Origin of the sequence: Arthrobacter sp. Rue61a, assembly GCF_000294695.2 — a bacterium.
In the GTDB taxonomy this organism is placed as follows: domain Bacteria; phylum Actinomycetota; class Actinomycetes; order Actinomycetales; family Micrococcaceae; genus Arthrobacter; species Arthrobacter aurescens_A.
Genome location: NC_018531.1, coordinates 1,073,949 through 1,099,012 on the forward strand (window position 1 = coordinate 1,073,949; position 25,064 = coordinate 1,099,012).

Consider the following 25,064-nt stretch of genomic DNA (forward strand, 5'->3'; position numbering starts at 1 on the left):
CAACGGCGGCGCCGCCCCGAAAAGGGGAGGCGCCGCCGTCGAACTTTGTTTGTTTCTTTGTGCCTGCCTAGGAAGCCGGCGTGGTGAGCTCTTCCTCTGCCACGCGGGTGCCGGCCACACGGTCCGTCCACGCCTTCATGACGGCCGGATCGGTGGGCTTGCTCAGCAGCGAGACCACTACGTACACCGCAGCCGAGGCGATCAAACCGAAGTAGATGGGCTCGTTGGCGTAGATGCCGTCAAGAGGAACTTCGGCGTTGATCTCGAGGATGATCATGGTGCCCAGGGTTATCACTGAACCGGCCGCCATGGACCATGCTGCCGCGATGCCCGTTCCGCGCTTCCACACCAAGCCACCGATGATGGCTACCAGCAGGCCGCCCACCAGGATGTCGTAGGCGATGGTCAGAGCGGCCACAACGTCCTTGGTGGAGATGGCGATGATGATGGCCACGATTCCCAGTCCGAGGACCCAGTAGCGGTTGGCCTTGACGTCGTGCTCAGGGTTGTCGGAGTCGGACGTGTCCACCTTCTTGCCGAACCAGCTGGCAACGAAGGGCATGACGTCGGCGCGGGCAACGGTGGCGGCAGCGATCAGTGCGCCGGAAGCCGTGGACATCATGGCGGCGACAGCTGCAGCGAGTACCAGGCCGCCGATGCCGATGGGCAGGAGTCGGGTAGCCACTTCGGCATAGACGTCATCCTTGGCAGCGATCTCCACACCGGAGAGGGCCACGCTGGCAGCCATGCCGATCAGGGCACCGGCGAAGCCGTAAAGGATGCAGTAGACGCCAGCGGTAGCGCCGCCCCAACGGGCAACCGTGGGGGTCTTGGCGGTGAAGACGCGCTGCCAGATGTCCTGGCCGATCAGGAGGCCGAGTGTGTAAACGACGAAGTAGGTGATGATCGTCTGAAGGCCGATGCCACCGATGTCGAAGAAGCTCTCATCGACGCGGGCGCGGATGCCGTCGAGGCCACCAGCAGCGTTCAGTGCGAAGGGGAGCATGAGGAAGAAGATTCCCACCGTCTTGATGACGAACTGGACCTGGTCGGCCAAAGTGATGGACCACATGCCGCCGATGGTGGAGTAGACCAGGACGATTGCGCCGCCGATGGCGATGGCGAGCCAACGCTCCCAGCCGAAGAGGACCACGAAAATGGTGGCGTAGGCGCCGGTGGACGTGGCACACAGCATCAGTGTGTAGGCCAACATGACGATGCCCGAGGTCTGGGTTGCGGTGCTGCCGTAGCGGAGAGTCAGCATCTGGGAGACCGTGTAGATCTTGAGCTTCTGGATGGTTCCGGCGAACAGAAGGCTGAGCAACAGCACGCCTGAGCCGATGGCCACCACCAGCCACATGCCGGAAATGCCGAACTTGTAACCGAGGCCGACGCCGCCCACGGTGGATGCGCCACCGAGGACCACTGCGGCCATGGTGCCGGTGTAAAGGAAGGGTCCCAGGCGGCGGCCGGCCACCAGGAAGTCGCTGTTGTTCTTGGTGCGGGACTTGCCCCACCAGCCGAATGCCAGCATGGCGAGCAGGTACACCACCACGATTGCGATGTTTATAGCCGAAGATTCCATGAACGGTCCTTGGAGCTGATGCACGGAGGTTGGGGTTTTCGACGATACTCCTGCGAAGCGTCGAAGTCTCTGTGCTGACGATTGGAGATTGGGGATGTGTTGTATGCCTCACAGACAACACTTGTTGCCTATGAGGATATGTTGTGATGGGAGTAACAGTCAAGATCCTTTGGTCATGCTTCCGCGTATTCTGGCGTTCTTGGCCTGTCTCCCGGCTACTATTGCTCCAATGACAGGGCCACATGACAGGCCTGAAAGGTTCGTGAATGAAGGCTCTACCCGTTGAACCGAGCAATATCCCAGTTGCCATCGGTTCCAGAATCCGCGCAGCCCGGCAAGCGCAGCGCCTCACCATCGAGCAAGTGGCGGATGCTACCGGATTGACCAAGGGCTTCCTCAGCCGTGTGGAGCGGGACCTGACGTCGCCGTCGGTTGCCTCGCTGGTCACTCTGTGCCAAGTGCTTTCCGTCTCCGTGGGCGACTTGTTCGCAGCTCCGGAGACCCACCTGACCAAGCGCGACGACGGTCCCCGCATTTCCTTGGGCGGCCAGGGCATCGTGGAGCGTTTGTTGACCGCCCGCTCCGAGCGTCGCTTGCAGATCCTGCAGGCAACCATTGAGCCGCGTGGTCGCGGTGAAAACGAGCTCTACGCCGTGGACTGCGACGTAGACGTACTGCACGTGGTCAAGGGGCGGATCAAGCTCATCCTGACCAATGAAGAGTACGACCTCGAAGAAGGGGACACCCTCTCTTTCCCAGGCCGTGAACCCCACACCTGGGTCAACCCCACGGACGAGACCGTCGAGGTGCTGTGGGTCTTGGTGCCGGCGGCGAGCCGCTAGTTCCACCCTTCGCTGCGCTCCCTCCCGGTTAGCTCCGGTATTGGAGCCGGGGGAGTGGGCTGAACCCTGGAAACCCGGGGCTCACTGGTGCTAGGTTGCCCACCAACCGGGCAGGATCGTCACGACGCAGCTTGAGAACCGCCTGGATCTCCGCGATCACGCGCTCCGGTTCGAACCAGATGACTTCCGGTGGGTACCTCAGGACCAAATACCCGTTGATGGTGGAGGCGTTGTTTCGTGCCAAGTCGTTGCGGAGGGACTTTCTGTCGGAGTGAAACGCGAAGCCGTCCACTTCGACGATGAGGAATTCTTCGAGCAGGAGGTCGACGCGCCCGATGCCAGGTATTGCCACTTGGGCGTCGAAGGCAATTCCGTGTGTGCGGAGCAGGTGCTGTGCATCGACCTCCACAATGGACTCTGCACGCAGGTCGAGATCCTTGAGCGCGTTGAGGACGGGACGCGACCTGTCTCCACGCAGCTGTTCCTTCAGCAGGTCCAGCGGCACTCCGTGCAGTCGAATCGCCGAGACGGCCATTGCCGTTGAAGCGGGCGGCTCCAGGCAAGCCATGGCGTGAAGGACCACATCCTCCACCGCGGCGATTGGGAGGCTGGGATGGGGATCGAATCTGATGGTTCTGTGCCTGACGAAGCCGGTGCCGTGACCGTGATTGCATGCCAGATGGTGGAGATCAGGTGCTTTGCGTATCCACAATCCGTAGTGTTGGGCAGCGCTGGCGCAGGAGACATAGGAGTTGTAGCGGAGGGCAGTTGCCAACTCGGGTCTGTGCTCAGCAAGGATGAAGATTCCCCGCCGTGGTTGTTTCGCCCCCTGGCTTGGAAGGCGGGCGAGGTCCCTGCGGGAATAGCCTGCGGCCAGGAGTTGTCCGGTCCGAGCCACGCCGCCTACTTTTTTGAGGTACTGGAGGGCGTCCATCGGACCAGTCCACAGGCTTCCAAGGTCCCACGAAATGACGCACTTGCCGTATGTGGGCAACTCCTGCCGACGCTCCATCCCGGTTTGAGCCGCTGGTGGCAGCGCTCCTCCCCGGTTGCCGGAGCCCTTCGTTCCACAAGCCAAGCGGAACGCGCGAAATCCGGGGAGGGGCGCAGCCTGCGAGGGGACGAACCGGGAAGGGGCGCAGCCTGCGAGGGGACGAACCGGGAAGGAGCGCGCGGATCGGGCGGCTAGCCCACGTGCACCCACGGCCGTCGGGTGATGTCAGGCTCGGCCTCCCTGAGCACTTCACGGGTCACCGGTGCGATCTCTCCCTCGCCGAAGAAGAGGAACTTGCTCAGGTTGGAGATCGGGTTTCCCTCGGTCCAGCGGAAGTAGATGTGCGGCATGAATCCTGTGACGTCGCGGATGTGGAGGAGTACTGCGGCCACGGTGTTCGGCACGTTGTTGCTGTGCACTTCCAGGATTTTGAACCCGTGCCTCAGCTTTCCCACAACCTGGAGCTCCTGTTCGAAGTCCGAGCTGTCGTCCACAATGACCTCGATGAAAACGGCGTCGCAGTCAACGGGCAGGTGGCTGGCCTGCTGGGCGTGCTGAAGCTTCTCCCTGTATCGGCTGGCGCTGAGGTGCTTGGGCTCGTGGGCGATGATGCGCACGGGGCCGTCGCCGGCGTTCGCCGTGAATTCAAGGGCTTTCTCGTCCATCTTGATATGGGTAGCCCTGAGTTCGAAGGCGCGGCGCATCCGGGACGTGAAACTGACAACCAAGATGCCCAGGATGAAGAGGGCCGCAATCTTCAGGCCGTCGGGGCGCTCGATCGAGTTGACCACGGTGGTGTAGATGAACACGAGGGAGATCAGTCCGAAGCCTATGACTTGAGCCCGCTGCTTCTTTCGCCGGGCGGACAGGGTTACTGCTATGGAAGCTGAAGTAATCAGGACCAGCACGCCGGTGGCATAGGCGCCACCCTGAGCGTTGACATCCGCCTGGAAAATGATGGTGACGATGAAAGCTATGGCTGTGAACACCAGGACAAGCGGGCGGAGAGCCCGGGCCCATGCCGGCGCCATGCCGTAGCGGGGCAGGTAGCGGGGGACGAGGTTCAAGAGTCCGGCCATGGCTGACGCTCCGGCGAACCAGAGGATGGCGATGGTGCTGATGTCGTAGACAGTTCCGAAGCCGTCGCCGAGGAACTTGTGCGCAAGGTAGGCGAGCGCGCGGCCTTCGGCCTTGCCGCCGTCCTGGAATTCGGCGGCGGGGATCAGCATGACGGTGGTGAAGCTGGAGGTGATGAGGAAGGAGCTCATGATGATGGCTGCGGTGGTCAGGAGCTTATGGGCACCTTTGATGCGGCCGGCAGGGTTGGCTTCGGTATCTGAGGCGTGGCCCTTGATCTGGGGCATGACGGCGACGCCGGTTTCGAATCCGGAGAGTCCCAGTGCCAGGCGTGGGAAGACCAGGAGTGCCAAAGCGATCATCATGATCGGATCTCCGTGGGAGGTGGTGAGCGCGCTCCACCAGTCGGTAATGACGCGGGATTCGGTGAAGAGGTGGGTCATGGACACGGCGATCACCACGAGGTTCAGGGCAAGGAATGCGCCCACCAGCACCACAGCCACGTTGATGGCTTCCTTGAACCCGCGCAGGAAGACGATGCCGAGGCCTGCGATCAGCGCGATCGTGATGACCACCTGCTGGCCTTCCAGGAAGTGCGGGGCGAAGGGGTTCTCGATGAGGTGGGCCGTAGCGTCGGCGGCGGAGAGCGTAATGGTGATCATGAAGTCCGTGGCGGCGAAACCAAGAAGAGCGAGGACGAAGAGCTTGCCTCCCCAGCGGGGAAGCAGGCGTTCAAGCATGGCGATGGAGCCTTCGCCGCGGGGGCTTTCCTTGGCTACGCGACGGTACACGGGGAGGGCGCCGGCCAGGGTTGCGAACACCAGGAGCAGGGTGGCCAGCGGGGACAGCAGTCCAGCGGCGAGGGCGGCGATGGCCGGCTGGTAGCCGAGGGTGGAGAAGTAGTCCAGGCCGGTGAGGCACATGACCTTCCACCAGGATTGGGGTTTATGTGAGTCCGATGGGCGGCCGTGGGGTCCCTGCCGCTTCCCTGATGTGTCCGGCATTCCTTCCAGCAGCCATGGTTTGAGCTTGAAGGAATGTTTGGGCTTATCGGCTGGGTCGGCCGGAGGCCTCGTCAGGGTGGTCACGGTGTCCTTTCGTGCAGCAGGATGCTGCTTCCGCTAGGAGCGTATGGCCGCGTTCGACGTCGGGACCCCGGTTTTTATGGAATCTTTACGCCCGCTGTGACCGGCATCTCATGACGCACGCACTCAAATCTGACTTGTAAACAAGTGATGCTTATTAGGCAACTTTGAGTGTATGATGGGAGTCACAACCAGTGATCCATCTACTCAAGGAGTGGCATATTTTGGAAGAGCTCCGTATTGAGGCCAACGGGAACCTCGGCCCCATCGATTCATCCCGCATCCCGCGCTACGCCGGTGCCGCCACCTATGCCCGCCTGCCCCGCCTGGACCAAGTCTCGAAGGCCGACGTCACCGTTGTTGGCGTCCCCTTCGACTCCGGCGTTTCCTACCGCCCCGGCGCACGTTTCGGTGCCAACCACGTACGTGAGGCCAGCCGCCTGCTGCGTCCGTACAACCCGGCGTGGGACGTGAGCCCGTTCGAAAACATCCAGGTTGCCGACGCCGGCGACATGGCCGTGAACCCCTTCAATATCAACGAGGCTATTGAGACCGTCCAGCAGAACGCGCTGGACCTCACAGCTAACGGCAGCAAGCTGGTCACCCTTGGTGGCGACCACACCATCGCCCTCCCGCTCTTGAGGGCAGCAGCGGAACGAGCCGGCGAGCCCATCGCCATGCTCCACTTTGACGCCCACCTGGACACCTGGGACACGTACTTCGGCGCCGAGTACACCCACGGCACCCCGTTCCGCCGTGCGGTGGAAGAAGGCATCCTGGACACCGAGGCCATCAGCCACGTCGGTACCCGCGGACCCCTCTACGGCAAGAAGGACCTCGATGACGACCACCGCTTCGGCTTTGGAATCGTCACTTCCGCCGACGTCTACTACCAGGGCGTCCTGGAAACGGTCGCGAAGATCCGGGACCGCATCGGCAACCGCCCGCTGTATATCTCAGTGGACATCGACGTCCTGGACCCGGCCCACGCACCCGGCACCGGCACCCCCGAAGCCGGCGGCATCACCAGTCGCGAACTCCTCGAAATCATCCGTGGCTTCCGCGGCATGAACCTCGTGGGCGCGGACATCGTGGAAGTTGCCCCGGCCTACGACCACGCAGAGATCACCGGTGTTGCAGGCAGCCACGTGGCCTACGAGCTCGTGACCCTCATGGCGGATAACGCCGTGGAAGGCGACCGGCTCGGCGCCCCCAACGGTTACGCGCAGCAGGCACTCGGTGCCCGCATCGCGGAGCTCGCTCAGGCAACCGGAGCAGCCGGAGACCAGCGATGATCGATTTCGATCCCGGCACAGCAGCCCCCACCAAGGGGACCAACCAGCGCAACGGCGGGGACCTCGTCGTCGAGACCCTTGAAGCGCTTGGCGCGAAGACTGTCTTCGGTATCCCGGGCCAGCACGCGTTGGGTCTCTTTGACGCCATGGGCCGCGGCAACCTGCACTTCGTTTCCTCCCGTGTGGAGAACAACTCGGCGTTCGCAGCGGACGGCTACTCCCGTGCCACCGGCGAAGTTGGTGTGCTGTTCCTGTCCACCGGACCCGGCGCGCTGACGTCCCTGGCAGGCTTGCAGGAAGCTTACGCCACGGGGGTTCCGATGGTGGTGGTGGCCAGTCAGATCCCGCTCGACGGTCTGGGCGCACGCCGTAAGGGCATGCTGCACCAGCTCGATGACCAGAAGGCCTCGGCCGCGAACGTCACCAAGAGCCAGCGACTGATCCAGCACGCCTCGGGCATCCCGTCGGCCATCCAGGACGCCTGGACCGAAGCGATTTCCTCGCCTCAGGGCCCGGTGTGGATCGAAATCCCGCAGAACGTCCTGCTGGACCCCATCATGGTCCCGCCGGTTGAAGACGCGCTCGCCGAGGCATTCGACAACCCGCCGCGCGTCGAGCTGATTCGCGAGGCCGTGAAATGGCTTTCGACCGCGGAACGCCCGGCGATCATCGCAGGCGGCGGTACCCGTCGTGGCCGGGCTGAGAAGTCGCTGCTCTCGATCGCCGAGCAGCTGCGCGCTCCGGTCATCTGCACCCCCGGCGGCAACGGTGCCTTCCCCTGGACCCACGAGCTTTCCCTGCAGTCGTGGATCGAGGACCGGTACATGACCGATGTCCTGGAAGACGCCGACGTCCTGATCGTCATTGGCTCGTCCCTGGGTGAGGTGACCTCGAACTACTTCACCTTCGAACCCCGCGGACGGATCATCCAGATTGACGCCGAACCCCGCGTCCTCGAATCCAACCGGCCGGGATTGGGCATCCGTGCCGACGCCGGCCAAGCCCTCGCAGCCTTGGACGAAGCCCTCGCAGCAGCAGGGGCCGCGGCCACGGCCACGCGCTCCTGGCACGGAACCAGTCCGGAAGACGTGGTCAAGGACTCCCTGGCCAAGGTCAAGGCACGCCTGGAATCACAGGACCTGGCCAAGGAACTGAAGTTCATGGCCGACATCCGTGAGGCAGTTCCTGCTGACATGCAGACGTTCTGGGACATGACCATCTCCGCGTACTGGGGCTGGAGCTGCTGGGACGCCCGCGAGGGCCAGTTCCACTCCGCCCAGGGCGCCGGTGGCCTCGGCTATGGTTTCCCGGCAGCAATTGGTGGTGCCGTGGGGCTGGAGACCACAGGTAAGCCAAGTCGTGTGCTTGCTGTGTCCGGTGACGGCTCCTCCATGTACTCCATCTCCGAACTCGCTACCGCCAAGCAGCACAACGTCCCGGTCACTTGGCTGATCGTGGACGACGGCGGCTACGGCATCCTTCGCGAATATATGGTGGGCGCCTTCGGCCAAGCCACTGCCACCGAGCTCGCCCGCCCGGACTTCGTGAAGCTTGCAGAGTCCTTCGGTGTCCCGGCACGCCGGGTTGCCCCGGAGGAAGTGGGGGACGCGCTCAAGGCGTCCTTCGAAGCGGACGGACCCAACGTCGTCGTGGTTGAAACGCTCCTGAAGATGTTCGGCCCCACCCACTTGGACGACTAAGTAGACGCAGCCAGCCCCCGTACGGTGATCCGTGCGGGGGCTGTTCGCGTTTAACCGCGGGGCCGAGTTCGCGGGAAGCCGTTGAATTCGCCCGGAGCTTTGCGGCGTGTTGGCACTCTTCCCGCGTTCTCAGCGGCTGATGCCCGAATCTTATCTTTAGTTTCCCAAAGCAATCATTCTGCGTTATAGTTGCTTTAGGCAAACAAAAAGAGGGGTGTTTCGCATGTCCGTCGGTTCTGCCACAGCAACCGATCTTGTGCATCAAATCTTCGACCTCCAGCGCACGCTGCGCTGCGTGGTCACCGCCCACATGGCCCGCGTTCCCGACGTCGGCATGGCGTTGCAGGGAGTGATGCGGTTCGTCGGCGAGGGGGAGACCCGCGCTACGCAGCTCGCCACCCGACTCGGTGTCAGCGCCCCGGTCCTGAGCCGGCACATCACTGAACTCGAGGAGCTTGGTTTTGTGGTCAGGCGTCCTGACCCTGCGGACGGACGGGCCCAACTTCTTGCCCTCACGGAGGAAGGCGCGGCGCAACTACGCGAATTCGAAGAACAACGCAGCGTGAGACTGCGGGATTACCTGGCGGATTGGAGCGAGGCTGACGCCCTTGAGGCCTCCCAGGTGATCAACAAACTCACTGTGTCCCTCAAGGACTCAATCCGGGCAACGGCGGCCGGCTCCATCACAACAAACCAGACAGCTTAGGAGCCCACGCATGGCTACACCAGCAGTACAACACCCGAAGGCGGTGGACGCCTCAGTTAACAAGGCCGCCGCGCCCATGAGCCACCGGCAGATCATGGAGGCATTGACTGGCCTCCTCGCAGCCTTCTTCACAGCAATCCTCAGCAGCACGATCGTCGCTAATGCGCTGCCCACCATCATGTCCGAGCTCAAGGGCACCCAAACCGACTTCGCCTGGGTCATCACGGCCGCGTTGTTGGCCAACGCTGCCACGACGCCCATCTGGGGCAAGCTCGCGGACCTCTTCGACAAGAAGCTCCTGGTCCAGCTGAGCATCATCATCTTTGTGGCCGGCTCAGTGATGGCCGGCCTGTCCGAAACCATTCCCCTGCTGCTGACCGCCCGCGTGATCCAAGGCGTGGCGATGGGTGGCCTCACCGCCTTGGCGCAGGCGATCATCGGCTCCATGATTCCCCCGCGTGACCGCGGCAAGTACTCCGGTTACATGGGTGCCGTCATGGCCGTCGGCACGGCCGGTGGCCCACTGTTGGGCGGCTTCATCGTTGACAGCCCGCTCGGCTGGCGCTGGACGTTCTTCGTCTGCGTGCCGCTCGCCGTCGTCGCGCTCATCCTGCTCCAGGTGACGTTGAAGATCCAGCACATCAAGCGGCCCGCCAAGATCGACTGGCTCGGCTCCATCCTGCTGACGTCCGGTGTGAGCCTGCTCCTCATCTGGGTTTCCTTCGCCGGCAACCCGGACTACTACGACTGGTTCTCCTGGCAGTCCGCCCTCATGGTGGGCGGCGGCGTGGCCCTGCTGTCGGTCCTGGTGTACGTGGAAACCAAGGTTGCGCAGCCGATCATCCCGCTTAAGATCATCTCCGAGCGCACCACGGCCTTGGCCATTGTTGCCTCCGTTGCCGTTGGTATCGCCATGTTCGGTTCGTCCACCTTCCTGGGCCAGTACTTCCAGGTTGCCCGCGGCGCCACGCCCACCGAGGCCGGCCTGCTGACGCTGCCCATGATCGCCGGAAACCTCATCGGTTCTGTGGCGTCCGGCATCCTGATCAGCCGTTTCGGTAAGTGGAAGAGGTTCCTGATCGCAGGCTCCGTCCTCCTCATTGGTGGCCTCGCGTTCGCCGGAACCATGGACCACACCACTGAACTGTGGATTGTGGCGATCTACACCGGCGTGTTTGGCCTTGGACTCGGCATGCTGATGCAGAACCTGGTGCTCGCTGTTCAGAACACCGTCCAGGCGAAGGACATCGGAACCGCCAGCGCTTCGGTGGCGTTCTTCCGCTCGGTAGGTGGCGCGATTGGCGTATCCGTCCTCGGTGCCATCATGTCCAACCACGTCAAGGACCTTGCCGTTGAGGGAATGGCTGCCGCAGGTATTCCTGCCCAGGGCGGTGGCGCTGGAGCCAGCATGGACCTGGCGGACATGCCCGCCCCCATCGCCGAGATCATGCGGGCAGCCTACGGTGACGCGACCGCGCAGATCTTCCTGATCTCCGCGATCATCAGCGTCGTGGCCCTGCTGGCTGTGCTGTTCATCAAGGAGCGCCCGTTGCGCCGCACGGTTGATGCCGCTCCGGAAAAGGAACTCATTGCCACAGCGTCGGGAGACGCCGGAATGTCGCTGGACACGGCGGCCATGGACGCAGTGAAAGCGTCCGACGACGGCGCGCGCCGCATGTGTGCCCACCCCGCCGTTCCAGGGGGCGGCAGCCAGGTTCCGAGTGCGGAGTCCGGAACCGATCTTGACCTCGAGTTTGCTCGGATCCTCACGCAGGAACGACCCCAAGGTGTAGCCGACGTGAAAGAAGTTCAGGAGCAGTTGTCCCGAACGCAGTACGTCCTGGCCGAACAGCAGCTACAGCTCAGCCGAGCCAACGTGGAGCTGCAGGCCCGTTTGCGGGAGCAGCAAACCATTGCGGAGCAGCAGGCCCACACCGCGGAGGAGCTCGCCGCGATCCGCAAGGAACTCAAGCGCGAACGGCGGCAGCAGGAGCGCATGGCGTTGTTGCTCCTCCAAGGCGTCGAAGCACGTTCGGACCACGGCAAGCACGCGGGCTAACTCCACTACGGATCCTGCCCTTGTTCGTCACGCCCGGCGTACTACGCAGGGCGTGGCGGACAAGGGCGGGACCGGAATCGCCGGCTGGGTGACCAGCCGGCGTTTTTGTTGCCTGCAGCGGCCCTGGTGCCTGCGGCAGCGGGAGCACCCGCGACACGGGAAATACTCCGCTGGGATGATCTTTTCCGTAAGTTGTTTCGCCCGGGCAACGGATTTCGTAGAGTGGGGAGGCTAATACTGTCAGCCCCTGCTGCCAAACTTCTCTTAACTCATTCACGCACTTTTTCTAAGGACCCGTGGGCATGCTTGTCACCCTTATACGGCGCTACTCCAAGCCGTATTTGCCGCAGATTGTGGCTGTGCTGATTTTTCAGTTGGCGTCCACCATCGCCACGCTCTACCTCCCCAGCCTCAACGCCAAAATCATTGATGAGGGAGTTTCCCGCGGAGACACCGACTTCATCTGGCAGACCGGGGCGCTCATGCTCGGTGTCGCCCTTGGACAGGTGCTGACCGCGATCATTGCCGTGTACTTCGGCGCCCGTGTTGCCATGGCCATCGGCAGGGACCTGCGCCGGAGCGTCTTCCGGCAGGTCAGCAGCTTCTCCGCCCAGGACGTCAACCGTTTTGGTGCGCCCACGCTGATCACCCGCGGCACCAATGACGTCCAGCAGGTACAGATGCTGGTGCTCATGGGCCTGAACTTTATGGTTTCCACGCCCATCATGTGTGTTGGCGGCATCATCATGGCCCTCCGTGAGGACCTCAACCTCTCTTGGCTCGTATGGGTTTCCGTTCCGGTCCTGGTGGCCGTTGTGGGCTACCTCGTCGTCCGCCTGATGCCGCTGTTCCGTTCCATGCAGACCAAGATTGACGCCATCAATGGCGTGCTCCGCGAGCAGATCATCGGTATCCGCGTGGTTCGTGCCTTTGTGCGTGAGCCCCACGAGGCAAAGCGATTCGGAGACGCCAACGAGGACCTCACCGCAGTGTCCGTGAAGATCGGCAACCTGTTCGTCCTGATGTTCCCGGCCATCGGCATGATCCTGCACCTGTCTACGGCTGCCGTGCTGTGGTTCGGCGGACAGCGCGTAGACTCCGGCGACATGCAGGTGGGTGCGCTCACGGCCTTTCTCCAGTACCTGTTGCAGATCCTGATGGCGGTCATGATGGGAACGTTCATGGCCATGATGATTCCCCGCGCGTCCGTCTGTGCGGACCGCATCGGCGAGGTGCTCGACGTCGAGCCCTCCATCCACAACCCCACCTCACCGCTGGTACCGGCCGAGAAAAAGGGGCGCGTGGAGTTCCGCGACGTCACGTTCAAGTACCCCGGTGCTGAGGCGCCGGTGCTGAGCAACATCTCTTTCACCGCGGAACCAGGAAAAACCCTGGCCATCATCGGCTCCACGGGCGCGGGAAAAACCACCCTGGTTTCACTGCTGCCGCGGCTTTACGATGTCGCCTCCGGTGACGTATTGCTCGACGGCGTGCCTGTCACCAAGATGGACGCATCCGAGATCACCAGCCGTGTTTCCGCGGTGCCGCAGAAGCCGTATTTGTTCTCCGGGACCATCGAGCACAACCTGCGCTTCGGCAAGCCCGATGCCACCGACGACGAACTGTGGGATGCATTGGAGACAGCACAGGCCAAGGGCTTCGTCGAAGAAAAGTCATCCGGCTTGAACCGGCGGATCGCCCAGGGTGGCACCAACGTTTCCGGTGGTCAGCGCCAAAGGCTGTCCATTGCCAGGGCGTTGGTCACCAAGCCGAACGTGTACCTGTTTGACGATTCGTTCTCCGCCTTGGACGTCGCAACCGACGCGAGGCTGCGCAAGGCCCTGAAGGCCAAGACACGGGACGCCACGGTCATCATCGTGGCCCAGCGCGTCTCAACCATCGCGGACGCTGACGAGATCCTTGTGCTGGATAACGGCCGGATCGTTGACCGCGGAACGCACGACGAACTCCTGGAGACGTCACCCACGTACCAGGAAATCGTTGAATCCCAGCTGAGCGTGGAGGAAGTGGCATGAGCGAGCAGAACCAGCAAAAGAAGCGTGGCTGGGCTGCCAAGGCAGAGGCCGCCAAGGATGCCAAGGCAACAGCCGAGGCTGAGGTGGCAACCGAGGCGCTTGATGACGACGACTTCGTTGAGGAGGAGTACGTCCCCTCTGAAGCCGACGGCGGCATGTTCGGCGACGTCCCGGCCAAGAAGGCCAAGGAGTTCTGGCCGTCCGCCAAACGACTCATGGGTCTGCTGAAGCCCGAGAGCGTTGGCGTGTACATCGTGATCGGCCTCGTCATTGTCTCGGTAGTCCTCAACGTGATTGCTCCCAAGGTCCTCGGCAGCGCCATGGACGTTATTTTCGGCGGCGTCATGGGCAAGCAGATCCCGGAGGGGGTCTCCCAGGAGCAGTTCGTTGAACTCATGCGCCAGCAGGGCCAGGGCAACTTCGCGGACATGGTTTCCAAGATGGAACTCACCAACGGGATCGACTTCCCCAAGCTGACGTTCCTGATTTCGATCGTGCTCCTGATGTACTTTGTGGCCAACATCTTCCTGTGGGCCCAGGGTTGGTTGCTCAACAGGATTGTCATGCGGGTCATCAAGCAGCTCCGCAACGACGTCCAGGCCAAGCTCAACCGACTCCCGCTGAACTACTTCGACACCCGCCAGCGTGGCGACATCCTGTCCCGCGTGACCAACGACGTCGACAACGTCCAGCAGGGTCTCCAGCAGGCGTTCTCCCAACTCGTCAGCTCCGTTCTCACAGTCCTGGGCATCACGGTGATGATGTTCATCGTGTCCTGGGAGTTGGCGCTCATTGCTTTGATTGCGTTGCCGCTGTCCGGCATCGTTGCGGGCGTCATTGGTGCCCGCAGCCAGAAGCTTTTTGCCGCTCAGTGGAAGAACACCGGCGCACTCAACGGCCAGATCGAGGAATCGTTCTCCGGCCACGACCTCGTGAAGGTGTTCGGCCGCGATGCCGACATGCTGGAGCGTTTCGACGAGAAGAACGAAGAACTCTATAAGGCATCCTTCGGTGCACAGTTCGTGTCCGGCGTGATCTTCCCGGCCATGAACTTCGTGTCCTACCTTTCCTACGTCGGCATTGCCGTGGTGGGTGGCCTCCGCGTTGCCTCGGGCTCCATGAGCCTCGGCGACGCCACGGCCTTCATCCAGTACTCGCGCGAATTCACCCAGCCGTTGGGCCAGATTGCGGGTATGGCCAACATGCTGCAGTCCGGCGTCGCCTCCGCTGAGCGCGTCTTCGAGTTCCTGGATGCCGACGAAGAGGTTGAAGAGACCGGCACGCGCCACCTGCCCTCCAAGACCGACGGCCATGTTGAGTTTGAGCATGTCTCGTTCAGCTACGTGGAGGACAAGCCGCTCATCGAAGACCTGTCCTTCGCTGCAGAACCTGGTCACACCGTCGCGATTGTCGGCCCCACCGGTGCCGGCAAAACCACCTTGGTGAACCTCGTCATGCGGTTCTACGAGCTCAATGCCGGCCGGATCACCTTGGACGGCGTGGACATCAAGGACCTCAGCCGCGCGGAGCTGCGGTCCAAGGTGGGCATGGTGTTGCAGGATGCCTGGCTCTTTGGCGGGACCATCTACGACAACATCAAGTACGGCAACCTGGATGCCACCGAAGAGCAGATCATGCAGGCAGCCAAGGCCACCTACGTGGACCGCTTTGTGCGTGCCCTTCCGGACGGTTACCAGACCATCATCGACGAAGAAGGCAACAACGTCAGCGCCGGTGAAAAGCAGCTCATCACCATCGCCCGTGCCTTTGTCTCCGACCCTTCGTTGCTGATTCTGGATGAGGCCACGAGCTCTGTGGACACGCGAACTGAACTGCTGTTGCAGAAAGCCATGGCTGCCCTCCGCACTGACCGGACGAGCTTCGTGATCGCCCACCGCCTCTCCACTATCCGGGACGCGGACACCATCCTGGTGATGGAGAACGGCAAGATCGTGGAGCAGGGTAACCACACCCAGCTGCTCGCTCAGCAGGGCGCGTACTACCGCTTGTACATGTCCCAGTTCGCGGGTGAGGAAGAGGCCGCAGTGGACGACTCGACGGCGGTGCACAGCTGAGCGCTGAGGCACTGAAGGAGTCCATGGCACCCCGGCGCCTGGAGGTCCTGGTGCCCATGCGCTGGGGTGACATGGACGCCTACGGACACATTAACAACGTCCAGATTGTGCGCATGCTGGAGGAAGCCCGTATCGCTGCCTTCGGGCCGCCTCGCGGTGCGGGCCTTCCCGGAGTGGAACCTCCTGCCGCGCTCTTCAACGATGTCGCGGAGGGGACCATGACCCTCGTGGTGGAGCACAAGGTCCGCTACGTCCGGACGCTTGACTACCGCAACATCCCGGCTGTCGTGGAGATTTGGGTGGGTGCCATCAAGGGTGCAAGCTTCGATCTCCACTACGTGATCAAGGACCCTGTAACACGGGAAGACTGCGTCAAAGCCACTACTCATTTGGCTTTCGTCGCCGAAGCCACCGGGCGGGTCCTGAGGCTCACTCCGGAGCAAAAGGAAAAGTTGGAGAAGTACCAGGCTTGACCTCCGAGGCCCGTAGAGTTTCAGCATGAAACTTGAAATTGCCGTGGTGAGCGCGGCGGGTGCAGGTACGGCCGCCGCCGAAGGAGCCCACCGCATTGAGCTGTGCAGCAGTCTTGAACTTGGTGGCATCACGCCAAGCCAAGGACTCATGGAAGCAAGCGTGGAGCACGTTGATGGCCGCCTGGAAATTCATCCGCTGATTCGCTCCAGGCCCGGTGATTTCCGGTACTCGGCGTCGGACATTGAAACGATGGTCCACGAAATCCGCCACCTGCTGGCCCAGGGTGCCCACGGGGTGGTGGTTGGGGCGCTCACTCCGTCGGGAGAACTGGATGTGCAGGCAGTACAACGTCTGGTGGGCTCAGCCAAGGATGCCAATCCTGAAGCGCAGGTGACATTCCACCGGGCCATCGATCAATCCAGCGACCCTTTGGCCGCCCTTGAGCAGCTCATGGAATTGGGCTTCACCCGGGTCCTGACTTCGGGGCACGAAGCTACCGCCGGGGCAGGCTTGCCAACCCTGACCCGAATGGTGGAGCAGGCCGGTGGCGTCGTGGAAATCATGGCCGGCGGAGGTCTGTCCTTGGAGGACATCCCGGCGATGCACGCAGCGGGGCTGTCCGCTGTTCACCTGTCCGCGAAGAAGACCGTCTCCACCCTTGGCCATGGAGCGATTTCCCTTGGCGCCCAGGACGGCAGCGATCCCACTGCTTACACCATCACCGATCGCCTGGTAGTCCGGGCAGCCAAGGCGAAAGTCAACGCGCTGAACCTCGCCGCTTCAATGTAAGCAGCCCGTCGCCGCCGAATAGGGGGCGGGGCCATAGGAAGTTCAGTCTCGTTGGGCAGGGGCCCGCGTCATTGAATCTGTCCAGTCCCATTTGGGCAGAAATGCCAGTGAGTACGCATCGCAATGACCCTTTACGATTCCGCGGAACGCCGGGATGATGTAAGGATTCACCAACTCGGTGAAAAGCCCCGGAAGCTACCTTCAGGAGTCTCAGCGATGCCGCTGCCCTCGCCGGTTTCATCGGCCGTCATTTCCCCTCCAACAACGAGTCGCAAGAGCACCCCACCGAACGGCCACCCGGAGGTGGAATGTGGCATCGGGACGTGGGACAAACTGCTCTACGGAAACCACCGTTTCGTGGTGGAAGTAGCGGAAGTAGTTGACGCAGCGGAGTGGCAGGACGGGAACGCAACTGGATCTGCAACCGCGTACAGGGTAGTCATCCCTTGGCGGCGGCAGGACCAGGACCCGGCCTCCGTTAAGGTCATGGTCGTCTCCGAAAAGACCGGGACAAGAGTCCGGAACGTGATCGTGGAAGAGGCCACCCGGGAGACCGGAAGCATCGTTTTCGAGGCTATCGACGGACACGGGACCTACTTCGTCTACTACTTGCCCTACGCCATGCTGGGCAAAGCCCACTATCCGCAGGCGCAGTACCTCCCACATCGTCCGGCCGCAGAACCTGCCTGGGCGGCCGCCGTCGGGCGTTCAGTCTGGGTGCCCGGAAAGCGCGAGCTGCCGGAAGCTGAACCATCCAGCGCGACTGTCCTCCGTTACGAGGCAGCAAGTGAGCGCGACTCCTTCGCGCCGATGAACTTCACTGCCCGCACGGACGAGTTGGAGAAGTTCCACAGAAGATACGCGGACGAGGCCTACCTGGTGTTTCCCGAGGACCGCCTGAATCCCCTCTCGATGCAAAGGGAGCTGCCAGCGCACTGGGTGATCAACGGACCGGCGAGGACCTTCCGCGGTACGGCGCAGGCCGGAGAGAACTACGTGGTCCAACTGGGGCTGTATGCCCAAAAAGACCTGGAGGGTGTGGCTGTGGAAGTGAGCTCCCCGGCGGGCGGGCACTGCATCAACACCAGCGGCGTGGATCGTCTCGGCAGGCCATGGCAGAGGACCCTGACGGTACCGGCGGGGCAGGTGCAGGCGCTGTACGTGATCCTTCCAGTCCCTCCGAGCGCTGCCGGAAACACCCTGGAGGCGTTGGCCAGGATCACCGCAGCCGGCCAAGCGGTCTGGGACGTCACGGTCACGCTTGATGTTGTCGGCCAAACGGACACGGAACCGGCAGTCGCCGCGGGCGGCTTCGGTGATCCGCGTTTTCTGCGTCGCCTGGCGTGGTTGGACTCAGACGTGGCCCAGGACGCGGAGCTCGTCAGTCCTTTCACGCCCATCATTTTGGACGAATCGAGCAGGACGTTGGGGATTCTGGGCAGGTCCCTGCGGCTGACGGAGTCAGGTCTCCCGGCACAGGTGACGTCTACCTTCACTGCCGCCGTGACCGGAACTGATGGTCCCGCCGTCGAGCTTTTTGATGCTCCGCTGCGGCTGGATATTGAGGGAATTGATTGGACCCACGGCGAGCTCGTCTTCACAAAGGAGGGCCTGGCGCGCATTTCGTGGCGGTGCACCTGGACTGGGCGCAAGGACGGCAACGTAGCGGTGGCTCTGGAACTGAACGGCGTTCTCGACGCCGATGGTGCAGTTTCGTACTCGCTTTGCCTCGCGCCCCAGGGGACTTTGGACGTGAACGACGTCGGGCTGCACCTTGAGTTTCGGAAGGCTACGGTGCCGCTGGCCATGGGTTTGGGCGTTCCAGGTGGTCGCCGGCCGGTGACCCTGGACTGGACGTGGGAGGTGGCGGCGAAGAACCAGGACGCGCTGTGGCTGGGGAGTGTGAATATTGGCATGCAGCTTGCCCTCCGTGATGGCAGCTATGAACGACCGCTCAACACCAATTTCTACCGGGAGAAGCCGTTGGTGGAACCGGGATCGTGGGCCAACCGCCACCAGGTCGGCGCCGAAAGCGCAGTCCGTGGCGGAGTCACGTTGCGGACCAAAGAGGAGACAGTGACGTTGCGTGCCTTCAGCGGACCCCGGACCCTCAGGGCGAACGAGCCGCTGGACTTCGATTTCCGCCTGCTGCTGACACCGTTCAAGCCGATCGAACCCGGCAAACACCTCGGAAAACGCTACTTCCACGCTCCTGACAACCCAGCGGACATCAAGGCCGCCGGCGCCACGGTGGTCAACATCCATCACGCCACGGCGCCGGCGCCGTTCATCAATGATCCCCTGCTGACCCAGGACCCGCTGCGGAGGTATGCGGCCGAGTGCCACCGGCACGGCCTGAAGGCCAAGGTGTACAACACGGTCCGCGAACTCACGTTCCACAGCCCGGAGCTGTTGCCGTTGCTGCAGCTGGACCACGAGATCTTCAGCGATGGCCCCGGAAAGGGGCACATCTGGCTGCAGGAACATGCGGGGAGCGGCTACGTTTCGGCGTGGTTCGCACCCAACGTGGATGACATTGCCGTGGTGACTACGGGCGAATCGCGCTGGGAGAACTTCTATGTGCGGAGCCTCCAGGAACTGGCCGACGGCGAGGACGGCATCGACGGCATCTACTTGGACGACATCGCGTACGACCGCCACGCCATGCTGCGGGTCCGCAAGGTCCTTGAGAGGGCATGCCTGGCCCGCGGTGTTGAGGGGCCGGAAATAGACCTTCACTCCGCAAACCAGTTCACTGCCCACGACGGTTACGCGTCCTCCGCCAATCTGTACATGGAGCAGTTGCCTTATGTGGACAGGCTCTGGCTGGGGGAGTACTTCGATTACCACACCACCGGCCCCGATTATTGGCTGGTGGAGCTATCCGGCATTCCCTTCGGCCTCATGGGCGAGATGCTGGAAGGCGGCGGCAACCCATGGCGCGGAATGGTGTTCGGCATGACAGGCAGGGCACCCGCCGTGGACAACCGCCCGCTCTGGCAGTTCTGGGCCGAAACCGGGCTGGAGCACGGGCGCATGCAGGGGTTCTGGGATCCCCACGGGCCCGTGCGAACCAGCCACCCGGAGTTGCTGGCCACCACGTGGGTGACCGGGCGCGGAATGGTTGTGGCGCTGGCGTCATGGGCCGGGGAAACTGAGCATGTGACGTTGATTTTCAACGACGACGCGGCCGCCAAAGATGCCGTAGCCAAGGCGCCGGCCATCCGCGGCTTCCAATCTGCCGCGAGCTACGCGCCCGGCGAAGCCATAACCATCGAGCCGCAGCGCGGCCTCCTTCTCACGATCGGATACTGACGTGACTGACACAGCAACATCCACTCTCACCGTCACCACCATCTCCCTGACCATGGCCGAGCTCGGCCCCCTGAACCCCTTGCCTGTAGTGGCGGCCGAACTGGACCAGCCCTACACCGTGGGAGAGGGCGTTCCTGAAGATCTCCAAGCGTCGGCCCGTTACGGGGTGGTGCCCAACGTGTACCCGTACCTCATGCAGGACGGATACAGCCGCGACGCGGCACCCAAGGAACTGCCCGCCGTCGTACTTGAAAACTCCAAGCTCAAGGTGACCATCATCCCGTCGCTGGGCGGCCGTATCTGGGAACTGTTCCACAAAGCCACCGGCAAGCAGCTCCTCCACACCCACGACGCTCCGCAGCTGGCCAACATTGCGCTGCGCAAGGCATGGTTCGCGGGCGGACTTGAGTGGAATATCGGCACCCGCGGACACTCGCCCACCAGTTGCGATCCACTGCACACCGCAATCGTTCACACCCCGGACGGCAAGCACATCCTGCGCGTGTGGGAGTACGAGCGTCTGCGGGAAGTGGTGTTCCAGGTGGACATGTGGCTGCCGGCGGACTCGGACGTCCTGTTCGCCGCGGTCAGGCTGCGGAACCCGAATGAGCACGATGTCCCCATGTATTGGTGGAGCAACGCAGCCATCCCGGAAACCGATCGCACACGGGTCATCGCGCCGGCAGACGAGGCTTTCGGCAGTGACTACGCCACGGACATTACCCGCGTGCGACCTACCGACCACGAAGGGTATGACGGCACGTGGCTGGTCAACAGTCCGCATGCGGCTGACTTTTTCTTCGACATCGACCCTTCCGAACGGCGTTGGGTTGCGGCAGTGGACGACGACGGCGACGGGCTGGCGATGCTGTCCACGGGCCTCCTGCGGGGAAAGAAGCTCTTCGTGTGGGGCCAAGGGCAGGGCGGAAAGCGGTGGCAGGAGTGGCTGAGCCCCGGAGCCGGACCGTACGCCGAGATCCAGGCCGGCCTCGCGCAGACGCAGTTCGAACACTTGGTGATGCCCGCCGGCGCAGAGTGGGCATGGGTTGAAGCGTACGGGAACGGGCACCTTGATCCCAAGACCTCGCACGGTTCCGACTGGGATGCCGCGGTGGCGCACGCCGGCGAGCGTTTGGAACAACTCCTGCCGCATGAGGAACTTGAGGCCATGCTTCCCGCCGCCATCAACGATGCCGATGTCCCGCCGTCGAAAATGCTGCTGCACGGCAGCGGTTGGGGCGTAGTGGAGCGTGCCCGACGACTGAAAACCGGTAAAGGCTGGGTGGATGAGAGCGGCACACCTTTCCTGGATGAGAGTGTCACGGCCCAGCAGGAACCGTGGCTTGGGCTGCTGCGCGGAACAACGTTCGACGGCGCGCCCAGCTTCGTCGCCGGGGCGGACTGGGAGGAGCTGCTGGCGGGGCAGGACAGTCCTGAAGCGAGATTCCACCTGGCCACCGTGATGCATGCACGGCAGGACTTGGCCGGGGCTAAAGCGTTGTATCGGGAGGTGGTGGCGGCCGGCGACGTGCGGCCACTTACCAAAGTTCTCGCGCATAGGGGACTGGGCTTGGCGCTCCTCGCCGAGGGGCAGGATGCCGATGGGCTGGTCGAACTCCGGAACGGCGTAGAAACCGACCCCTCCACCACGGCCTTCCTGACAGAGGCCGTCACACTCAGCATCCGGCACGGGGACCCGGCCAAGGCGCTGGAACTGACGGAGTCGGCACCCAAGGAGGGCGCCGCCGTCGGACGTTTGACGTTCCTCAGGGCGCTGGCTCTGGCGCGAACAGGGAAGGCAACCGAAGCAGCCGCGATCCTGCGTGAAGGGGTGGAGATTCCGGACCTCCGCGAAGGCGAAGACGCGATCGCGGCGTTGTGGGAAGAGGTTTGTCCAGGCGAGCCAGTGCCGGCGGCGTACCAGTTCGGGATGCATTAGAGGTCTCCCGGTGTGGCCTCCCGCACATCCGCGCACATCTCTGAAAGCGTGTTCTTGACCATTTTTGTCCAGGACACTGAGGAGCACCGATTGATTCCCGAGATAGCAGGACTGCCGGCATTGGAGTGGACATCGTCCGCCGGTCACGCGAGCTATGACGAGGCCGAGGCGACGCTGACGCTCGCCGCGGCATCGGGCGTCGACTGGACCAATGACTCCCTCGGAGGAGAACCGCAGCACGGCGCCACTGCGCTCGGCTTCAGGGCGCCGGCTGCGTTCTCGCTCTCGGCGCGGGTTTTGGTGGCCTCGCCGCGGACAACGTTCGACGCCGGTGTGCTGACTCTGTGGGCGGACAGCGATCACTGGGCCAAGCTTTGCTTCGAATATTCTCCGCAAGGTGAAGCGATGGTGGTCAGCGTGGTGACCAACGGTTATTCAGACGACTCCAACGGGCCTGTGGTGACAGCGCCGTGGGTCTACCTGCGCGTCAGCAGGGTGGGGCCGGCGTGGGCGTTCCACTCGTCAACGGATGGCAGGGACTGGTCCTTTGTCCGCCTGTTCAGGCTGGATACGGAGAAACCGGTTCACGTCGGCTTCATGTCGCAGGCACCCATGGGGGATGGCTGCGAGGCACGTTTCGACGCCATCGAATTGAAGGAAGAACCTCCGGCCGAGCTACGGGACGGGAGCTAGCACCGCACTCACGCGGCGGTTTGCCAGCCTGTGGATATCCAGATGCTTGGATAAGCCAAACAAGGTAAGTTGGCATGGTGATTCCCTCCGTAAAAACTGCCATTGACCGTGCCCCCGGAGTCTCCAAGGAGATCGAGGACGCGGCCTGGTATGTGCTGGGTCCGGCGCTTCACGGGAGACCTTCGGCGCTGGACGGCAGGACGCTGACGTGGACCGCAGATGCGGCGGGCGAGCTTCTGGAGAGGCTCGAACGCGGGGTTGAGGACTCCAAGGCGCCCATGATGACCAACCTGCGGCAGAACCTCGATGGCGCTTCCCGGGAAGCCAAACTGCTGGCCGTGGAACTGCTGTTCCTGCAATCACTGCCGCTCGCGCATGAGGTCAAGTCGTTACGGGTCAAGCGCGCCCGCGTCGCCGAGGCGGCATCCTGGGTTGAGCCGCCCATCGAGCTGCCGGAAGAGCTATACGAGGGCATGACGGACCACGGCGTTATCCGTGACCGAACCGCCGAGTTCAACTGGACCATTTGGGACCACTTGAAGTGGCTGTGCCGCTTCGTTGCCCACGTGGATAGCCAAAGCACGGCCACCATCAACGAAGCACTCGCAGATCCGTTGAAGTTCCACGAACTGGCGGCAGCGACGCCCGAGGACCAGCCTGCCCTGCGCCGCAGCATCGAGTACTTGGTGTGGCCGAGCTACTTCGAGCCCGTGGTGGCAGATGTTGAACGCCAGGAAATCCGGGACGCCTTTGCTTCTCTCGTGGGCGGTGCCAAAGGTGATACGGATGAGGACATCACCGCTGACATCCACCGCATCCGCCTGCACCTGGACGAGCAAGCCGGGCAGCGCATCGACTGGTACGCCCGCCAACTGGTGAGCCAGTGGCGCAAAGTGGGAGATCCAGGCCGCCGATCCTGGCTCCTGCGCACGCATCACGACAATGCTGACCTCCTGGCCGCCTGGGTCGCCGAAGAAAAGGCCACCTTGGATGTCGAACACCTGCGAGCCCTCACCGCAGGGGTCACGGCAGGCGTAGTTCAGCATGCCGTAGACGAGGATTACAAACATCTGGGCTACGTGGAACGGGAAGACACCAAGACGGCTGTCTTCGCGTTCCTGACGGTCATGAAGCCGGGCGATCTCACGCTGTACCAGCACGCCGGCCGGGTCCGGGTTGGTGTGGTCCTTGGCGAACCTGAACACCACGAGGACAACAGGCGCATCCGCCGCAAAGTCCGGTGGTTCGATGACAGCTACGCCATCCCCGAGCTTCCCCGTCACGCCCAGCGTCAGCTATCCACGCCGGGCATCATCGTGGACGTCACCAGGGTGATTCAGGCCCTGCAGGAACTGCTCCCCGTGGAGGCCGAAACCGATGGCGAGGATGAAGCGCCGCCCACCACCGTCGTCGAGGTTATCCAGCAAGGGTTCCGGCCCCTGACGGAAGAGTTCGCGGCGTCCCTGCACATGGATCTCGAACCGCTCAAGGAGATCGCGGAACTGCTCGAGGAAAACCGCCAACTGGTCCTGTACGGTCCGCCGGGTACAGGCAAGACGTACCTGGCCAAGCACCTTGCCGCCGAGCTGGCCGGTGACCACACCGATGAACGTGTGAAGCTGGTGCAATTCCACCCTTCGTATGCCTACGAGGATTTCTTCGAGGGCTACCGGCCGGACAAAACAGACGACGGCCAAGTCTCTTTCAAGCTCGTCGCCGGACCGCTGCGGCGCTTGGCGGAGGAAGCTGCCAAGCCCGAGAATGCGCACAAACCATACTTCCTGATCATCGATGAAATGAACCGTGCCAACCTGGCCAAGGTTTTCGGTGAGCTGTACTTCTTGTTGGAGTACCGGGATGACCGCATCTACCTGCAGTACAGCCCCAACGAGCCCTTCAGCCTGCCGGACAACCTCTACATCATCGGCACCATGAACACTGCGGACCGCTCCATCGCCATGATGGATGCCGCCATCCGACGTCGTTTCGCCTTCATAGAGCTTCACCCCAAGGAAGAGCCGATCCGCGGTACGCTGCGCCGCTTCCTGGAAGCCCGGGGGTTGGACACCCTCAACGCGGACCTGCTGGATGCGCTCAACGACGCGATCGACGACTGGGATCGGGACCTGATGATCGGGCCGTCCTACTTCATGAAGAATGCTGCCCGGAATCCCACAGGACTGCGTCGCATCTGGAAGTACGAGCTCATGCCGTTGCTGGAGGAGCACTACCACGGGCAGTTGAACCGCGCGCAGTTGGAGGAACGCTTCGGCCTGGATCAGCTGCTGGGACGTCTTGCAGCCCGCTAAAGCCATCCCGCCCAGGCCCGGCCGAGCGCCTGCCAGTGCGGCGGCAACGTCTTCGGCTGCCGGGCGACCTACAGCCACGGCCGGGCGGGCT

The 25,064-nt window shown here is 63.0% G+C and carries 16 protein-coding genes; 13 read left to right on the top strand and 3 right to left on the bottom strand.

The features are described from left to right. Positions 1-67: 67 nt before the first annotated feature. Positions 68-1,585 (bottom strand): sodium:solute symporter family protein, encoded by a 1,518-nt coding sequence (locus tag ARUE_RS05075; RefSeq protein WP_187329925.1) that lies wholly within the window; start codon positions 1,583-1,585, stop codon positions 68-70. A 266-nt stretch (positions 1,586-1,851) separates the two neighbouring features. Here ARUE_RS05075 and ARUE_RS05080 point away from each other — a divergent pair, with 266 nt between their 5' ends. After that, complete coding sequence (locus tag ARUE_RS05080) at positions 1,852-2,427, top strand: helix-turn-helix domain-containing protein (protein WP_014920946.1); 576 nt, start codon at positions 1,852-1,854, stop codon at positions 2,425-2,427. Positions 2,428-2,455: 28 nt separating this feature from the next. On the opposite strand, the gene ARUE_RS05085 is transcribed toward ARUE_RS05080, so the two are convergent. Both ARUE_RS05085 and ARUE_RS05090 read right to left on the bottom strand, forming a co-directional pair. Beyond that, a complete protein-coding gene (locus ARUE_RS05085) occupies positions 2,456-3,361 on the bottom strand; it encodes a type IV toxin-antitoxin system AbiEi family antitoxin domain-containing protein (RefSeq protein ID WP_014920947.1) in 906 nt (301 codons plus the stop codon). Positions 3,362-3,612: 251 nt separating this feature from the next. Beyond that, the gene (locus ARUE_RS05090; RefSeq protein WP_011773792.1) at positions 3,613-5,586 is read right to left on the bottom strand and encodes an APC family permease; all 1,974 of its coding nucleotides are present in this window, start codon (positions 5,584-5,586) and stop codon (positions 3,613-3,615) included. Positions 5,587-5,807: 221 nt separating this feature from the next. On the opposite strand from ARUE_RS05090, the gene speB reads away from it, so the two are divergent. The 12 genes from speB (at position 5,808) to ARUE_RS05150 (ending at position 24,973) form a co-directional block, all read left to right on the top strand. Next, a complete protein-coding gene (gene speB / locus ARUE_RS05095; RefSeq protein WP_011773793.1) occupies positions 5,808-6,878 on the top strand; it encodes an agmatinase in 1,071 nt (356 codons plus the stop codon). Further along, the gene (locus ARUE_RS05100; RefSeq protein ID WP_011773794.1) at positions 6,875-8,578 is read left to right on the top strand and encodes a thiamine pyrophosphate-binding protein; all 1,704 of its coding nucleotides are present in this window, start codon (positions 6,875-6,877) and stop codon (positions 8,576-8,578) included. Before speB ends, ARUE_RS05100 begins: the two co-directional genes overlap by 4 nt. A 223-nt stretch (positions 8,579-8,801) precedes the next feature. Beyond that, the gene (locus ARUE_RS05105; protein ID WP_014920950.1) at positions 8,802-9,284 is read left to right on the top strand and encodes a MarR family winged helix-turn-helix transcriptional regulator; all 483 of its coding nucleotides are present in this window, start codon (positions 8,802-8,804) and stop codon (positions 9,282-9,284) included. 10 nt (positions 9,285-9,294) lie between these two features. Further along, positions 9,295-11,343 (top strand): MDR family MFS transporter, encoded by a 2,049-nt coding sequence (locus tag ARUE_RS05110; protein WP_014920951.1) that lies wholly within the window; start codon positions 9,295-9,297, stop codon positions 11,341-11,343. Between the two features lie 302 nt (positions 11,344-11,645). Continuing rightward, entirely contained in the window at positions 11,646-13,379 is a 1,734-nt protein-coding gene (locus tag ARUE_RS05115; RefSeq protein WP_011773797.1) for an ABC transporter ATP-binding protein, read from the top strand. After that, a complete protein-coding gene (locus tag ARUE_RS05120) occupies positions 13,376-15,454 on the top strand; it encodes an ABC transporter ATP-binding protein (protein WP_014920953.1) in 2,079 nt (692 codons plus the stop codon). Before ARUE_RS05115 ends, ARUE_RS05120 begins: the two co-directional genes overlap by 4 nt. 56 nt (positions 15,455-15,510) lie before the next feature. After that, on the top strand, positions 15,511-15,927 hold the full coding sequence (locus ARUE_RS05125) for an acyl-CoA thioesterase (RefSeq protein WP_011773799.1): 417 nt from the start codon (positions 15,511-15,513) through the stop codon (positions 15,925-15,927). Between the two features lie 25 nt (positions 15,928-15,952). After that, on the top strand, positions 15,953-16,717 hold the full coding sequence (locus ARUE_RS05130; RefSeq protein ID WP_014920955.1) for a copper homeostasis protein CutC: 765 nt from the start codon (positions 15,953-15,955) through the stop codon (positions 16,715-16,717). A 216-nt stretch (positions 16,718-16,933) separates the two neighbouring features. Next, positions 16,934-20,032 (top strand): glycoside hydrolase domain-containing protein, encoded by a 3,099-nt coding sequence (locus tag ARUE_RS05135; RefSeq protein ID WP_043469848.1) that lies wholly within the window; start codon positions 16,934-16,936, stop codon positions 20,030-20,032. 1 nt (position 20,033) lies between these two features. Beyond that, the gene (locus tag ARUE_RS05140; protein WP_286140262.1) at positions 20,034-21,971 is read left to right on the top strand and encodes a DUF5107 domain-containing protein; all 1,938 of its coding nucleotides are present in this window, start codon (positions 20,034-20,036) and stop codon (positions 21,969-21,971) included. Between the two features lie 90 nt (positions 21,972-22,061). Further along, entirely contained in the window at positions 22,062-22,664 is a 603-nt protein-coding gene (locus ARUE_RS05145) for a DUF1349 domain-containing protein (RefSeq protein ID WP_081589167.1), read from the top strand. A 74-nt stretch (positions 22,665-22,738) separates the two neighbouring features. Next, a complete protein-coding gene (locus ARUE_RS05150; RefSeq protein ID WP_014920959.1) occupies positions 22,739-24,973 on the top strand; it encodes an McrB family protein in 2,235 nt (744 codons plus the stop codon). Positions 24,974-25,064 lie beyond the last annotated feature (91 nt).

Coding starts and splice junctions, on each gene's coding strand:
- ARUE_RS05130 (WP_014920955.1), top strand. CDS start 15,953: ATGAAACTTGAAATTGCCGTGGTGAGCGCGGCGGGTGCAGGTACGGCC.
- ARUE_RS05120 (WP_014920953.1), top strand. CDS start 13,376: ATGAGCGAGCAGAACCAGCAAAAGAAGCGTGGCTGGGCTGCCAAGGCA.
- ARUE_RS05125 (WP_011773799.1), top strand. CDS start 15,511: ATGCGCTGGGGTGACATGGACGCCTACGGACACATTAACAACGTCCAG.
- ARUE_RS05150 (WP_014920959.1), top strand. CDS start 22,739: ATGGTGATTCCCTCCGTAAAAACTGCCATTGACCGTGCCCCCGGAGTC.
- ARUE_RS05110 (WP_014920951.1), top strand. CDS start 9,295: ATGGCTACACCAGCAGTACAACACCCGAAGGCGGTGGACGCCTCAGTT.
- ARUE_RS05075 (WP_187329925.1), bottom strand. CDS start 1,585: ATGGAATCTTCGGCTATAAACATCGCAATCGTGGTGGTGTACCTGCTC.
- ARUE_RS05085 (WP_014920947.1), bottom strand. CDS start 3,361: ATGGACGCCCTCCAGTACCTCAAAAAAGTAGGCGGCGTGGCTCGGACC.
- ARUE_RS05115 (WP_011773797.1), top strand. CDS start 11,646: ATGCTTGTCACCCTTATACGGCGCTACTCCAAGCCGTATTTGCCGCAG.
- ARUE_RS05100 (WP_011773794.1), top strand. CDS start 6,875: ATGATCGATTTCGATCCCGGCACAGCAGCCCCCACCAAGGGGACCAAC.
- ARUE_RS05105 (WP_014920950.1), top strand. CDS start 8,802: ATGTCCGTCGGTTCTGCCACAGCAACCGATCTTGTGCATCAAATCTTC.
- ARUE_RS05080 (WP_014920946.1), top strand. CDS start 1,852: ATGAAGGCTCTACCCGTTGAACCGAGCAATATCCCAGTTGCCATCGGT.
- ARUE_RS05135 (WP_043469848.1), top strand. CDS start 16,934: ATGCCGCTGCCCTCGCCGGTTTCATCGGCCGTCATTTCCCCTCCAACA.